This window comes from Streptomyces sp. NPDC058620, from assembly GCF_042717135.1.
Classification (GTDB): domain Bacteria; phylum Actinomycetota; class Actinomycetes; order Streptomycetales; family Streptomycetaceae; genus Streptomyces.
In genome coordinates this window covers 206,738-221,271 of the sequence record NZ_JBHXQO010000004.1, presented here as the reverse complement: position 1 = coordinate 221,271, position 14,534 = coordinate 206,738, and the positions used below count along the sequence as shown (strand labels likewise).

Below are 14,534 nucleotides of genomic sequence, written 5' to 3'. Positions count from 1 at the left end.
ATGCGCACCCGAATTCTCGTACTTGGAAAGCGCGTCGGCTGAAGCAGAGTTCGTCACTGACCCTCTGCAGACCGCACCGGCGCGCTCCCCTCGCTTGCCTCACGGCACGAGGGGTTTTTTGTTGCACTGACACTTCCCAAAACCCCGCAAAAACCCTCAGCTTCGAGAAGAGAATGCCGATGACCGAGCAGGCCACCGGGGCCCACCACCCGCAGCCGCGGGCCCGTCACAACGGACCGTCGTCCGCCACAGTCGAGCACGTCACGGGCGCCCAGTCCCTCATCCGTTCTCTTGAGGAAGTCGGGGTCGACACCGTATTCGGCATTCCCGGCGGTGCGATCCTTCCGGCGTACGACCCGATGATGGACTCCACCCGGGTGCGCCACGTTCTGGTCCGGCACGAGCAGGGTGCGGGTCACGCGGCCACCGGCTACGCCCAGGCCACCGGCAAGGTCGGTGTCTGCATGGCCACCTCGGGGCCCGGTGCGACCAACCTCGTCACGCCGATCGCCGACGCGCACATGGACTCGGTGCCGCTCGTCGCGATCACCGGCCAGGTCGCCTCCAAGGCGATCGGCACGGACGCCTTCCAGGAAGCCGACATCTGCGGCATCACGATGCCGGTCACCAAGCACAACTTCCTCGTCACCAGGGCCGAGGACATCCCGCACACCATCGCCGAGGCGTTCCACATCGCGTCCACCGGCCGTCCGGGACCGGTCCTCGTCGACATCGCCAAGGACGCCCTCCAGGCGCAGACCACCTTCAGCTGGCCGCCCACCCAGGACCTGCCCGGTTACCGGCCGGTCACCAAGCCGCACGCCAAGCAGATCCGCGAGGCGGCCAAGCTCATCACGCAGGCCAAGCGCCCCGTGCTGTACGTCGGCGGAGGCGTCATCAAGGCGGGGGCCACCGCCGAACTCAAGGTCCTCGCCGAGCTCACCGGAGCGCCCGTCACCACCACACTGATGGCGCTCGGCGCGTTCCCCGACAGCCACCCGCTGCACGTGGGAATGCCGGGCATGCACGGTGCGGTCACCGCCGTCACCGCGCTGCAGAAGGCCGACCTGATCGTCGCCCTCGGGGCCCGCTTCGACGACCGCGTCACCGGCAAGCTGGACAGCTTCGCGCCGTACGCGAAGATCGTCCACGCCGACATCGACCCGGCCGAGATCGGCAAGAACCGGGCCGCCGACGTGCCGATCGTCGGAGACGCCCGCGAGGTCCTGGCCGACCTCGTCCAGGCCGTCCAGGCCGAGCACACCGAGGGCAACACGGGCGACTACGAGGCATGGTGGAAGGACCTCAACCGCTGGCGCGATACCTACCCGCTCGGATACGACCTGCCGGAGGACGGCAGTCTCTCCCCGCAGCAGGTCATCCAGCGGGTCGGCCGGCTGGCCCCCGAGGGCACGATCTTCGCCGCGGGCGTCGGCCAGCACCAGATGTGGGCCGCCCACTTCATCGACTACGAGAAGCCCGCCACCTGGCTGAACAGCGGCGGCGCCGGAACCATGGGATACGCGGTCCCGGCCGCCATGGGCGCCAAGGCCGGCATGCCCGACCGTACGGTCTGGGCGATCGACGGCGACGGCTGCTTCCAGATGACCAACCAGGAACTCACCACCTGCGCGCTCAACAACATCCCGATCAAGGTCGCGATCATCAACAACGGCGCCCTCGGGATGGTCCGCCAGTGGCAGACCCTCTTCTACAACCAGCGGTACTCCAACACCGTGCTGCACTCCGGCGCCGACACGGACGGTGCTCCCGCGAAGGGCACCCGGGTGCCGGACTTCGTGAAGCTGTCCGAGGCCATGGGCTGCTACGCGATCCGCTGCGAGGACCCCGCCGACCTGGACAAGGTCATCGAAGAGGCCAACTCCATCAACGACCGCCCCGTCGTGATCGACTTCATCGTCCACGAGGACGCCATGGTGTACCCGATGGTCGCCGCCGGCACCTCCAACGACGAGGTCATGGCCGCCCGCGGTGTCCGCCCCGACTTCGGCGACAACGAAGACGACTGAGAGACAGAGAGAGACCGACTCCATGTCCACCAAGCACACACTCTCCGTCCTGGTCGAGAACAAGCCCGGCGTCCTCGCCCGGATCACGGCTCTGTTCTCCCGGCGCGGCTTCAATATCGACTCACTCGCGGTCGGTACCACCGAGCACCCCGACATCTCCCGCATCACCATCGTCGTGAATGTCGAGGACCTGCCCCTGGAGCAGGTGACCAAGCAGCTCAACAAGCTGGTCAACGTCCTGAAGATCGTCGAACTCGAGCCCGCCGCTGCGATCCAGCGCGAGCTCGTCCTGGTGAAGGTCCGCGCCGACAACGAGACCCGCTCCCAGATCGTCGAGATCGTCTCGCTGTTCCGCGCCAAGACCGTGGACGTCTCCCCGGAGGCCGTCACGATCGAGGCGACCGGGGGAGCCGACAAGCTTGAGGCCATGCTCAAGATGCTGGAGCAGTTCGGCATCAAGGAGCTCGTCCAGTCCGGCACCATCGCCATAGGGCGGGGCTCACGGTCGATCACCGACCGTTCCCTGCGCGCGCTCGACCGCTCGGCGTAGGAAGCCGGCGGCCCCGCCGCCGGCCCGCCGCTCGCATGGCGAGACCCGACAACGCATCCGACGCACCCCGCCGTACGGTGGGACGCAACACCTGCACACCAAGGAGAGACCCAGTGGCCGAGCTGTTCTACGACGACGATGCCGACCTGTCCATCATCCAGGGCCGCAAGGTCGCGGTCATCGGCTACGGCAGCCAGGGCCACGCCCACGCGCTGTCGCTCCGTGACTCCGGCGTCGATGTCCGCGTCGGTCTGCACGAGGGCTCGAAGTCCAAGGCCAAGGCCGAGGAGCAGGGCCTGCGCGTGGTGACGCCTTCCGAGGCCGCCGCCGAGGCCGACGTCATCATGATCCTCGTGCCGGACCCGATCCAGGCCCAGGTCTACGAGGAGTCCATCAAGGACAACCTCAAGGACGGCGACGCGCTCTTCTTCGGTCACGGCCTGAACATCCGCTTCGGCTTCATCAAGCCGCCGGCCAACGTCGACGTCTGCATGGTCGCCCCCAAGGGCCCGGGCCACCTGGTCCGCCGTCAGTACGAGGAGGGCCGCGGCGTCCCGTGCATCGTGGCCGTCGAGCAGGACGCCACCGGCAAGGGCCTGGCCCTCGCCCTCTCGTACGCGAAGGGCATCGGCGGCACCCGCGCCGGCGTCATCAAGACGACCTTCACCGAGGAGACCGAGACCGACCTGTTCGGTGAGCAGGCTGTCCTCTGCGGTGGCACCGCAGCCCTGGTCAAGGCCGGTTTCGAGACCCTGACCGAGGCCGGCTACCAGCCGGAGATCGCGTACTTCGAGTGCCTCCACGAGCTGAAGCTGATCGTGGACCTCATGTACGAGGGCGGCCTGGAGAAGATGCGCTGGTCCATCTCGGAGACCGCCGAGTGGGGCGACTACGTCACCGGCCCGCGGATCATCACGGACGCCACCAAGGCCGAGATGAAGAAGGTCCTCACCGAGATCCAGGACGGCACCTTCGCCAACGCCTGGATGGCCGAGTACCACAACGGTCTGCCCAAGTACAACGAGTACAAGAAGGCCGACAGCGACCACCTGCTGGAGACCACGGGCCGTGAGCTGCGCAAGCTCATGAGCTGGGTGAACGAGGAGGCGTAAGCCCTCCGCCATGGGGCGGGCCACTGGCCCGCCCCATGGCCACACCGCCCGTCTCGTCCCCCGTGTCACTGCGGACGGAGGAGGTGGAAGCGGCTGCATCGAATGTGTGTACAAGTCGTCCACCCTCGTGTGGGTGATCCTTCCACCGGGGCGCATTACCTGCCTCGCTGCATGACTACACTTCTCAACACATACACGCGTCAGGGCCCACAGTGTCGTGCGTCTCCACGCGGCTAGCCCCTCCACCGCCTGCGGCCGTCGGGACGGCCGTCCGCACTGGACATGTGAGGACTCTCGTGAGCTCGAAACCTGTCGTACTCATCGCTGAAGAGCTGTCGCCCGCCACGGTCGACGCTCTGGGTCCGGATTTCGAGATCCGGCACTGCAACGGCGCGGACCGCGCCGAACTCCTCCCCGCGATCGCCGACGTCGACGCCATCCTGGTGCGTTCCGCCACGAAGGTCGACGCCGAAGCCATCGCCGCGGCCAAGAAGCTGCGGGTCGTCGCCCGCGCCGGTGTCGGTCTGGACAACGTCGACGTCTCCTCGGCCACCAAGGCCGGCGTGATGGTCGTGAACGCCCCGACCTCCAACATCGTCACCGCCGCCGAGCTCGCCTGCGGCCTGCTCGTCGCCACGGCGCGCAACATCCCCCAGGCCAACACCGCCCTGAAGAACGGCGAGTGGAAGCGCTCCAAGTACACGGGTGTCGAGCTCAGCGAGAAGGTCCTCGGCGTCGTCGGCCTCGGCCGTATCGGTGTCCTGGTCGCGCAGCGCATGTCGGCCTTCGGCATGAAGATCGTCGCGTACGACCCCTACGTGCAGCCCGCGCGGGCCGCGCAGATGGGCGTCAAGCTCCTCACCCTCGACGAGCTGCTGGAGGTCGCCGACTTCATCACGGTGCACCTGCCCAAGACGCCGGAGACGCTCGGTCTGATCGGCGACGAGGCGCTGCACAAGGTGAAGCCCTCGGTGCGCATCGTCAACGCCGCCCGCGGCGGCATCGTCGACGAGGAGGCGCTCGCCTCCGCCCTCAAGGAGGGCCGCGTCGCCGGCGCCGGTCTGGACGTGTACACGAAGGAGCCCTGCACGGACTCCCCGCTGTTCGAGTTCGACCAGGTCGTCTGCACCCCGCACCTCGGCGCCTCCACCGACGAGGCCCAGGAGAAGGCGGGCATCGCGGTCGCCAGGTCCGTGCGTCTGGCCCTCGCCGGTGAGCTCGTCCCGGACGCGGTCAACGTCCAGGGCGGTGTCATCGCCGAGGACGTCCGTCCCGGGCTGCCGCTCGCCGAGAAGCTCGGCCGGATCTTCACCGCGCTCGCGGGCGAGGTCGCTGCCCGGCTCGACGTCGAGGTGTACGGCGAGATCACCCAGCACGACGTGAAGGTGCTCGAACTCTCCGCGCTCAAGGGCGTGTTCGAGGACGTCGTCGACGAGACCGTGAGCTACGTCAACGCTCCGCTGTTCGCGCAGGAGCGCGGTGTCGAGGTGCGCCTCACCACCAGCTCCGAGTCGCCGGACCACCGCAACGTGGTGACCGTCCGCGGCACGCTGTCGAGCGGCGAGGAGGTCGCGGTCTCGGGCACGCTGGCCGGCCCCAAGCACCTCCAGAAGATCGTGGCCATCGGCGACTACGACGTCGACCTGGCACTCGCGGACCACATGGTCGTCCTGCGTTACCAGGACCGTCCGGGTGTGGTCGGCGCGGTCGGCCGCATCCTCGGTGAGGCCGGCCTCAACATCGCGGGCATGCAGGTCTCGCGGGCGGACGTGGGCGGCGAGGCGCTGGTCGTCCTCACCGTCGACGACACCGTTCCGCAGTCGGTGCTGACCGAGATCTCCGATGAGATCGGTGCCGCCTCGGCCCGTTCGGTGAACCTCACCGACTGATCCTCCGCCGCTCGGACCACGTACCCGGCATGTAGACGCCCGTCTTACACGGACGTCTGTATGCCGGGTACGCTGCGTATATGGGACATCGTGAGGATCTGCTCGTAGGCGCCAAGCGCTGCCTGCTGGAGAAGGGGTACGCCCGGACGACGGCCCGCGACATCGTGGCGGCGTCCGGCACCAACCTCGCCTCCATCGGTTACCACTACGGCTCCAAGGAGGCCCTGCTCAACCTGGCCTTCCTGAAGGTGACGGAGGAGTGGGGCGACGTCATCACGGACGCGCCGGACCGGTCCGGCGCGGAGGTCCGGGATGTCCCGCAGGACCCGTTCGAACAGTTCCGCGAGGTCTGGGAGCGGGTCATCGGTTCCTACGACCGGACCCGCGCCGTCTGGCAGCTCCAGATGGAGGTCATCTCGCGGATCGACACCGACCCCGAGCTCCAGAAGGCCCTGGCCGGCCCGCGGAGCGACGCGCGCAACGGGCTCGCTCAGACCATGCTGGGCGTCGACCCGGAGGCCGATCCCGAGAAGGCGCGGGTGGCGGGACTCTTCTGTCAGGCGCTGCTCGCGGGCGTGATGGTCCAGTGGATGATCGACGGTGAGTCCGCGCCGTCCGCGCAGGACCTGACCGACGGCCTCAGAGCCGTACTGGAGGGCCGGGCCTCCTAGGGCGCCCTCGGGGGGCGCCGTTCCCCTGTGCGTTAGACAGCCACCGCAGCACCGCACCACCACCGGCCGGGCCGGGTCCGTCGCTCCATGACGGGCCCGGCCCGCAGTGCGTGCCCGGCGCGTGTGGGCCCTTGCTTGGGTCCTGGGGCCCACGACTCCACACCATGTCCGGGCCTAGCGTGAGACGTCCTCACTTCGCTCACTGGCTGCACTGGTTGGGGTCACGCATGGCTGCGATCGGTGGCATACCCGCACATGGCGGCGCCGTTCCCGCGTCGGGGGCGGGGCGGCGCGAGATGCCGCGTGCGCTGGGCGCGGCCCGCACGCTGGTCCACGTCCTCCTCGCCGCGACGGCGCTGGGCGGGTTCGGCCTGCTCGGCTCCGCGCTGGCCGCCGACGCGCTGGGCGCTCGGCTCATCGGCATCGCCGTCTACGCGGCGCTGCCCGGGGTGGCCGGCTGGCTGCTCTCGCGGCGCGCCTGGAGCGGTGGCAGGCGTGTGTGGTGGGGCCTGGTCGCCGTACAGGTGTGGCTGTTGCTCGGCGGCATCGGGAACATCGGTGACGGGTCGGCACACGGCTTCACCCAGCTGTTCCTGCCGACACTGATCCTGGTCTTCCTCACCCGGCCGCAGAGCCGCGAGTGGTTCCGCCTGCCGGTGCGGGAGCGTGAGGACAAACCGGAGTTCTCGCTGCCGCACATGATCACGTGGCGGCGCGACCGCGGGCAGTCGGCGGTGGAGTACGTCGGGCTGGTCATGCTGGTCGCCGCCATCGTCGTGGCGCTGCTGGTCACGGGCGTCGGCGGCAGTATGGCGGACGGCTTCCGGTCGGCGATCTGCTCGGTCACGGGCACGGCGTGCCCGGCGGGCGGCGACGACAGCGGCACGGTGGAGGCCGGCCAGGGCCAGGACGGCGGTGCCACGGGCGGCGCGGACGAGGGCTCGACGGTGACGGGCGGCACCGGTTCCGGTGCTGGGGGAGCGGACGGCGGGGCCACGGGGGCCGGCGGTGCCGACGGGGCGTCCGGCGGCACCGGTGGATCGGGTGGCACGGGTGGATCGGGTGGGACGGGCACCACCGCTGGGGCCGGTGGTGCCGGTGCGGGCGGTTCGACCGGTACCGGTGGCGCCGACGGAGGCCCCACCGGCACAGGTAGCACAGGCGGCACAGGCGGCGCCGACGGTGGGTCGTCAGGGGGCGGCGATACGGCGGGCGGGCCCGGCGGCGACGACACCTACCCCGAGACCAGCGACGAGCCCGAGGCGACGTACGACGACCTCCCCGCGTCGGACTCGGACGGCGAGGACGACGGCGAGGGCGACGGAGGCGACAAGGCCGAGGAGGAAGAGGACTGCGGAGGCTGGGGCTTCTTCGGCTGCGCCTGGGACCGCACCACCCAGGTGGTCAAGGGCGTGTTCGTCGACGGCATCTGGGGTGACGTCAGCGGCATCGTCGACCTCTTCAAGGCCGAGACCTGGACCGGCATCGCCGACTACGGCAAGCAACTGGGCGACCAGTGGGTGGAGGACTCCAAGGACGCCGCCGACAAGTGGAGCGACGGCGACTACCTCGGTGCGCTCGGTGACTGGGGCGGAGCGTCGCTCAACACCGTGATCAAGGTCGGCGACGACGTCCTCGTCGGTGACGAGGTGCGGGAGCGCTGGAACAACGGCGAGAAGACCCGGGCCGTCACCGACGTCATCTGGAACGTCGGTTCGCTCTTCATCCCCGGCTACGACGTAGCGAAGGTCATCGGCAAGGTCGGCAGTCTCGGCAAGATCGGCAGGGTCGCGGACGAGGTGGCGGAGGCCGCCGACGACGCGGGCGACGCTGCCCGCCGGGCCCGCAAGGCGGCCGAGGCCGGTGACGTCGACGGGGTCCGGCAGGCGGCGAAGGAGGCCGACGAGGCGGCGGACGAGGCCGAGGACGCGGCACGGAAGACCGGCTGCACCATCGCCTTCGGCCCCCGGGTGCGCTACGGAGGCACCGGCGGAGTCGCCGGGTCCGGTACCGGCGTCCTGGCATCGGGACCCCCCGACCGGGTGATCCTCGCCGACGACGGCTGCGACGAAGCGGCCAAGGCCAAGGCGAAGGAGGCCCGCGACCAGGAGCGGGCCGCCCACCTCGAACAGAAGCGGGCCGAGGAGCCCGAGCGTGCGCGCCAGGCCGAACTGGACAAGAAGAAGTACCCGGAGCCCGATCCGGGCGACACGAGCGACCCGCGCAACTACAACCCGCCGGATTGGGCCGACGGCCTCGACACGCCGACGCTCGGCGACGCCGACCTCGGGGACGGCTACTGGGCGAGCCGTGACCGCAATCCCCCGCCCAACTGGAAGAACGAGTCCTGGCTCCGCTACCAGGAGCAGATCACCGGCACCAACCGGGGCAGCGAGTACGTCGTACCGCATCCCAAGGAAGGTGTGCCGGCCGTCGAGTACGACGGCTGGGACTCCAGCCGGCAGACGTTCCTCGAAGCGAAGAACGGCTACGGCAGCTATCTGTCCAAGACCGACCCGGGCAAGCTCACCGAGTCCGGCCGCAAGAAGTTCGTCGACGAGGCGCAGCGCCAGGTCGACGCGTCCGGCGGTCGGGCGATCGAATGGCACTTCTCCGACCCGGAGGTGGCGAAGGCGGCGCGCAAGGCGTTCCGTGACGCGGGTCTTCCGATCAAGGTCATACCCACGCCGCAGAACAAGATCGCGGGCTCGAAGAAGTCCTAGGCGGGCATGCGACAGGTGGCCGGACCGAGCGGTGACGGGGAACGACAAGCCCTAGGGTGACAGCGGCTGGACCGGGAAAGAGAGCGGCACGACGTACGGAGGCAGGAACATGCAGCGTGTGGTGCGGGGATTCTGGGGTCCCAGGCAGGAGTCCGCGGAGGCACTGGCCCGGCGCTGGAAGCAGACACTCGACCGGCTCGCCGGGCTGCTGCCCGAGGCATGCTCCGGTGCCGGTAAGGAAGGGGCCTGGCGGAACGTTCCGGGTTCCGGGGCTGCCACCGCCCTGCGTCCGGACGAGGAGTCGCTGCTCGACGCCGTTCGCGCCGCCCAGGCCGCGGACGGCTGGTCGGACCGCACGGGCAGCAGCATGCAGTTCGTCGCCGCCGGGGGGCCCGGGTGGAAGGTCGACGTCAGCGGGCGGGCCGGCGGGACCTCGGAGTACCTGCTCCAGACGGTCGTCATCGGCATCCGGCCGCCGGACGGCGCGGAGGTGCCCGACGCCGCGCTCCTGGCGGCCGTCGCCGAGGTGTGGGAGGCGGACTTCGGCGGCGTGAGCAGCGATGACGTGCTCGACGCCCTGGAGGACGACGGGGGTTTCGCTCCCGACGAGCCCTCGGTCGGCTGGATCGGCTACCTCTCCTCGGGCCGTGCCGCCGTACTGCCCGACGACATCACGGGCGCCCGCAAGGAGGTGGGCTCCCAGGGGGTTCTCCTGGACATCGCCGGACCCGGTGACGTCCGGGAGGTGCTCCGGGCCAACCTGCGGCTCCGCGAGGCGGGGGCACTCCAGCCGCTGCCGCGCCCGATGGACCGGGCCGCGCTGTGACCGCCAGGGCCGGGGAGGACTTCGACGCCGTACGGGCGGTCGCCGACGTCGACGCGCTGCTGGCCGGACCGGTCCCGGAGGCAGGGCCGACCGTCGCCGTGGGCGATCCGGCCACTGGGGAGTGGACCACTACCCGGGGTGCGGGCTTCCGGCTCGTGCCGCTGTGGGAGGGTGAGGCGCTCACCGGGGTGTACGCGCCCGAATGGAACCAGGCGGTGGAAGCCGCCGAAGCCCACCTCGCCACGCTCGTAGGGGAATTGGACGGCCGCTGGGGTGCGCACCGCAAGGTGGCCATGCATGTGCCGCTGTTCCGTAAGCAGCTGGGAGCAGCCCTGCCGCCGCTGTTCGACGCCCTGCTGGCGGAGGACTGCTACGGAGATCTGACGGTGTGGGGACCCGTGGCCGTCGAGGGGGCCGGGGCCGTGCAGCGGTGGGTGGCGGTGAGCGCCGGGCACAGCGAAGCCGACGCGCCCGTGGTCATGGCGGCCGCGGTCAGCGACCAGCCGATCGTCGAACTGCCGGAGAAGGACGGGCCGGAGTAGGACGGGCCGGAGTAGGACGGGCCGGAGGGAGACGTCCAGGACCTCCGGACGCACAGGCTTCTCCGGGGCGTCACAGCCGCGCCGCCTTCAACGCCATGTGCAGCAGCAGCCGGTCCTCGCCGTCGTTCAGATCGAGGCCCGTGAGCTGGTGGACGCGGGAGAGCCGGTAGTAGAGCGTCTGCCGGTGGATGCCCAGCTCGGCGGCCGTCCGGCCGGCCTGGCCCGCGCAGTCGAGGAACACCTCGGCGGTGCGGGCCAGTTCGCTGTGCGGCGGGGTCAGCAGGGTGCGCACCGCATGGTCCGGGGCGGCGTCCGCGGACCGGGGGAGCGAGGTCAGCAGCCGGTACGGTCCGATGGCCCGCCAGTCGGCGACCCTGCCGAAGCGGGTCTCGGCCGTGGCGGCGCGGGCAGCCGACACGGCCTCGTGCCAGGAGACGGCGAGCTCCGCCAGACCGCGGCGCGGAACCGCGATCCCCGCGGCGGCGGCCGGACCCGCCACTGAGCGCAGCCGGTCCGCGGCCGTCGTCGCCGGGTCCAGGACGTCGGACGAGCGCAGCCTGACCAGTGCGGCCAGCGACACGTTGCCCGGCCCCGGCGGGAGCTCGCCCGTCGGCGAGGCCGCCGCCCCGGCCGGGTACGCGACCGTGGACAGGGCTGCCGCCGACGGCACCGTACGCACCGAGGGGGTCTCCTCGGCCCACGGGGTCACGCACACCACCGTGTGCAGGCCGTCCGCGTCCGGGCCGAGCGCCTCGCGCAGCGCGGCCACCGCCATATCGCGCTGCCAGCCGCGCGCCGCAGTGAGGACCGCACCGAATTCCCGGGACAGATCCGTGCCCACCCGTGCCTCGTCGGAGAGCAGCGCCCCGATGCGGGACGCCACGTCCATCGCCGCCGTCAGCTGGTCGTCGGTCGGGCCGGGGTCCGCGTCGAGCAGCCATACGTAACCGAGCACGACACCTCGATGGCGTACCGGAAGGCAGATCCGGCCCCGGAAGACACCGGCCTCCGGGGCGGCCGGAATCCGGACGGGGCCGGTGGCCCGGGCGATGCCGAAGCCCTCGAACCAGGCCCGGACCGCCGGGGTGGAGCGGCGGGTCAGGATCGACCGGGTGCGGACCGGGTCCATCGCCGTGTCGTCGTCACTGTCGTGGGCCCCGAAAGCGACCAGGCCGAAGTCCCGGTTCTCCAGGGTCGCCGGAGCGCCGAGCAGTGCGGAGATCTCGTCGACCAGCTCCTGGTAATCGCCTTTCACCCACTCATTCTCGCACCCCTTCAGACATATGTCTGAGGTGGCGACCACAGATGCGTGACAGGTGTCGATGGCACAGGATCGGAGAGATCCTTAGATTTCACGGTGGTTCTCCGTGCTGTACCGGTCCGTGTCACTTCGTACCCCTACAGCCTCGTTCGTTATTCCGTGGAGGTGCCCCGTGCTGGGTCCCGTGATTCTCGCCGCGTCACGCAGCGACAAGATGCGTCGTTTCATCTCGGCAGCGCCGGGCACGAAGCAGGTCGTCGACCGGTTCATCGCCGGTGAGACCGTCGAGCAGGTCGTCCCGATCGTCAAGGACGCCACAGGCAAGGGCCTGGAGGTCACCCTCGACGTCGTGGGCGAGGACATCACGACTCCCGAGCAGGCCGCCGCCGCGCGCGACGCCTACCTGGAGCTGATCGGCCGGCTCAAGGAGCTGGGCCTGGGCACGAGGGCCGAGATGTCGGTCAAGCTGTCGATGTTCGGCCAGGCGCTGGACGGGGGCCACGAGCTGGCCCTCGCCAATGTGCGCCCCGTCGTCGAGGCCGCCGCGGAGATCGGCACCACGGTGACGCTCGACGCCGAGGACCACACCACCCTCGACTCGATGTTCGCCATCCACGAGGAGCTGCGGAAGGACTTCCCGCAGACCGGCTGTGTGATCCAGGCGTACCTGTTCCGCACCGAGGACGACGCCCGCCGCCTGGCCGCTGCCGGCAGCCGGGTCCGCATCGTGAAGGGCGCCTACAAGGAGCCCGCCTCCGTCGCGTACCAGGACAGGAGCGAGATCGACAAGGCGTTCGTCCGCATCATCAAGATCCTGATGGACGGCGAGGGCTACCCGATGATCGGGTCCCACGACCCCCGTCTCATCGCCATCACCCAGGAGCTCGCCCGCAAGGCCGGGCGCAAACTGGATGAGTACGAGTTCCAGATGCTGTACGGCATCCGCAGCGACGAGCAGATCCGGCTCGCGGCCGAGGGCCACCGGATGCGCGTCTACACGGCGTACGGCACCGACTGGTACGGCTACTTCATGCGCCGCCTCGCTGAGAAGCCGGCCAACCTGCTGTTCTTCGGCCGTTCCATCCTCACCAAGGGCTGACCTGCCCGGCTGACCCCCACCCCCTGATACAAGGAGACAAGGCACTCATGGACGCTGTTACCCAGGTCCCCGCGCCGGTCAACGAGCCGGTCCGTTCCTACGCCCCCGGATCGCCCGAGCGCGCCCGTCTCGAAGTGCAGCTCAAGGAGCTCGCCGAGAACCCGATCGACCTGCCGATGACCATCGGCGGCGAGAAGCGGATGGGCGGCGGCGAGCGTGTCGAGGTCGTGCAGCCGCACAACCACAAGGCCGTCATCGGTACCTTCGCCGGTGCCACGCAGCAGGACGCGCAGGACGCGATCGACGCCGCCCTCGCCGCCGCCCCGGCGTGGCGCGCGATGGCCTTCGACGACCGCGCCGCGATCATCCTGCGCGCCGCCGAGCTCCTCGCCGGCCCCTGGCGCGAGACGCTGGCCGCCTCCACGATGCTCGGCCAGTCGAAGACCGCGCAGCAGGCCGAGATCGACACCCCCTGTGAGCTCGTCGACTTCTGGCGCTTCAACGTGCACTACGCGCGCCAGATCCTCGCCGAGCAGCCCCCGGCCAACTCGCCCGGCGTGTGGAACCGCATGGACCACCGCCCGCTCGAGGGCTTCGTCTACGCGATCACGCCGTTCAACTTCACGGCCATCGCGGGCAACCTGCCCACCGCCCCCGCCCTCATGGGCAACGTGGTGGTCTGGAAGCCGTCCCCCACGCAGACCCACGCCGCCGTGCTGCTCATGCAGCTCCTGGAGGAGGCCGGTCTGCCGAAGGGCGTCATCAACCTGGTGACCGGTGACGGCATCGCCGTCTCCGAGGTGGCCCTGAACCACCGCGATCTGGCCGGCATCCACTTCACCGGTTCGACTCCGACCTTCCAGCACCTGTGGAAGACGGTCGGCAACAACATCGCCAACTACCGGACGTATCCGCGTCTGGTCGGCGAGACCGGCGGCAAGGACTTCGTCGTCGCCCACCCCAGCGCCGACCCGGCCATCCTGAAGACCGCGCTGACCCGTGGCTCCTTCGAGTACCAGGGCCAGAAGTGCTCGGCGTCCTCGCGGGCGTACGTGCCGGCCTCCATCTGGAACTCCGGTTTCAAGGAGGCGTTCGCGGCCGAGGTCGACGGCATCACCATGGGTGACGTCACCGACCTGTCGAACTTCATCGGCGCCGTGATCGACGAGCGTTCCTTCGCGAAGAACAAGGCCGCGATCGACCGTGCCAAGGCCGACCCGAGCTGCACGATCGTCGCCGGTGGCACGTATGACGACTCGGTCGGCTACTTCGTCCGCCCGACGGTCATCGAGTGCGCGGACCCGGAGAACGAGGTCTTCACGACCGAGTACTTCGGCCCCATCCTCGCGATCCACGTCTACGAGGACGACACGTACGACGAGATGCTGGCCCAGATGGAGTCCGTCTCGGACTACGCGCTGACCGGCTCCGTCATCGCGGGTGACCGCGCCGCCGCGGCCGCCACGATGGAGAAGCTGCGGTACGCCGCGGGCAACTTCTACATCAACGACAAGTCGACCGGCGCCGTCGTCGGCCAGCAGCCCTTCGGCGGCGGCCGTGCCTCGGGCACGAACGACAAGGCCGGGGCGCCGCAGAACCTGCAGCGCTGGACGCTGACCCGCGCCATCAAGGAGACGCTGGTCCCGCCGACCGACTACACCTACCCCCACCAGGGCTGATCCACCCGGGGCGCCGCGCAGGCGCCCCGCCACGAGTCCCGCCCCCCCGCCCGGCCCCCCCCCCCCCCCCGGGCGGGTGACAATATGGCCACGGTCTCAGCGGCCCCCCTGTCGCGGCCCCCACAAAAAGCGCAGAAGTTAAAGGAGATAGA

At 70.1% G+C, this 14,534-nt stretch carries 11 protein-coding genes; 10 read left to right on the top strand and 1 reads right to left on the bottom strand.

The annotated features are described in order from the left end of the window. The first annotated feature begins 173 nt into the window (after positions 1 to 173). The 8 genes from ACFWSK_RS07305 to ACFWSK_RS07270 all read left to right on the top strand — a co-directional run bounded on the left by ACFWSK_RS07305 (position 174) and on the right by ACFWSK_RS07270 (position 10,343). Positions 174 to 2,030, top strand: a complete 1,857-nt coding sequence (locus ACFWSK_RS07305; protein ID WP_383782882.1) for an acetolactate synthase large subunit — start codon at positions 174 to 176, stop codon at positions 2,028 to 2,030. A 22-nt stretch (positions 2,031 to 2,052) separates the two neighbouring features. Next, entirely contained in the window at positions 2,053 to 2,580 is a 528-nt protein-coding gene (gene ilvN, locus ACFWSK_RS07300; RefSeq protein WP_383782881.1) for an acetolactate synthase small subunit, read from the top strand. Positions 2,581 to 2,693: 113 nt separating this feature from the next. After that, positions 2,694 to 3,692 carry a ketol-acid reductoisomerase gene (gene ilvC / locus ACFWSK_RS07295; RefSeq protein WP_383782880.1) on the top strand — a complete coding sequence of 333 codons (999 nt, stop codon included), beginning with the start codon at positions 2,694 to 2,696 and terminating at the stop codon, positions 3,690 to 3,692. Positions 3,693 to 3,988: 296 nt separating this feature from the next. Beyond that, positions 3,989 to 5,581, top strand: coding sequence for a phosphoglycerate dehydrogenase (gene serA, locus ACFWSK_RS07290; RefSeq protein ID WP_383782879.1), 1,593 nt, complete (start codon positions 3,989 to 3,991; stop codon positions 5,579 to 5,581). Between the two features lie 80 nt (positions 5,582 to 5,661). Then, entirely contained in the window at positions 5,662 to 6,252 is a 591-nt protein-coding gene (locus ACFWSK_RS07285; RefSeq protein ID WP_383782878.1) for a TetR/AcrR family transcriptional regulator, read from the top strand. 227 nt (positions 6,253 to 6,479) lie between these two features. Further along, positions 6,480 to 8,975: a Tox-REase-5 domain-containing protein gene (locus ACFWSK_RS07280; protein WP_383782877.1), complete on the top strand. Its 2,496-nt coding sequence runs from the start codon at positions 6,480 to 6,482 to the stop codon at positions 8,973 to 8,975. A gap of 109 nt (positions 8,976 to 9,084) precedes the next feature. Then, positions 9,085 to 9,801 (top strand): Imm52 family immunity protein, encoded by a 717-nt coding sequence (locus ACFWSK_RS07275; RefSeq protein ID WP_383782876.1) that lies wholly within the window; start codon positions 9,085 to 9,087, stop codon positions 9,799 to 9,801. Further along, positions 9,798 to 10,343 (top strand): hypothetical protein, encoded by a 546-nt coding sequence (locus tag ACFWSK_RS07270; RefSeq protein WP_383782875.1) that lies wholly within the window; start codon positions 9,798 to 9,800, stop codon positions 10,341 to 10,343. The genes ACFWSK_RS07275 and ACFWSK_RS07270 overlap by 4 nt, the downstream gene beginning before the upstream one ends. 70 nt (positions 10,344 to 10,413) lie before the next feature. On the opposite strand, the gene ACFWSK_RS07265 is transcribed toward ACFWSK_RS07270, so the two are convergent. Beyond that, a complete protein-coding gene (locus ACFWSK_RS07265; RefSeq protein WP_383782874.1) occupies positions 10,414 to 11,598 on the bottom strand; it encodes a PucR family transcriptional regulator in 1,185 nt (394 codons plus the stop codon). A 178-nt stretch (positions 11,599 to 11,776) separates the two neighbouring features. Here ACFWSK_RS07265 and ACFWSK_RS07260 point away from each other — a divergent pair, with 178 nt between their 5' ends. Both ACFWSK_RS07260 and pruA read left to right on the top strand, forming a co-directional pair. After that, on the top strand, positions 11,777 to 12,703 hold the full coding sequence (locus ACFWSK_RS07260) for a proline dehydrogenase family protein (RefSeq protein ID WP_383782873.1): 927 nt from the start codon (positions 11,777 to 11,779) through the stop codon (positions 12,701 to 12,703). Positions 12,704 to 12,750: 47 nt separating this feature from the next. Then, positions 12,751 to 14,382, top strand: a complete 1,632-nt coding sequence (gene pruA, locus ACFWSK_RS07255; protein WP_383782872.1) for an L-glutamate gamma-semialdehyde dehydrogenase — start codon at positions 12,751 to 12,753, stop codon at positions 14,380 to 14,382. Positions 14,383 to 14,534: the final 152 nt, after the last annotated feature.

What these genes read in the sequence shown, in the direction of transcription:
- ACFWSK_RS07305 (WP_383782882.1), top strand. Translation starts at nt 174, where the DNA reads ATGCCGATGACCGAGCAGGCCACCGGGGCCCACCACCCGCAGCCGCGG.
- ilvN (WP_383782881.1), top strand. Translation starts at nt 2,053, where the DNA reads ATGTCCACCAAGCACACACTCTCCGTCCTGGTCGAGAACAAGCCCGGC.
- ACFWSK_RS07285 (WP_383782878.1), top strand. Translation starts at nt 5,662, where the DNA reads ATGGGACATCGTGAGGATCTGCTCGTAGGCGCCAAGCGCTGCCTGCTG.
- ACFWSK_RS07280 (WP_383782877.1), top strand. Translation starts at nt 6,480, where the DNA reads ATGGCTGCGATCGGTGGCATACCCGCACATGGCGGCGCCGTTCCCGCG.
- ACFWSK_RS07275 (WP_383782876.1), top strand. Translation starts at nt 9,085, where the DNA reads ATGCAGCGTGTGGTGCGGGGATTCTGGGGTCCCAGGCAGGAGTCCGCG.
- pruA (WP_383782872.1), top strand. Translation starts at nt 12,751, where the DNA reads ATGGACGCTGTTACCCAGGTCCCCGCGCCGGTCAACGAGCCGGTCCGT.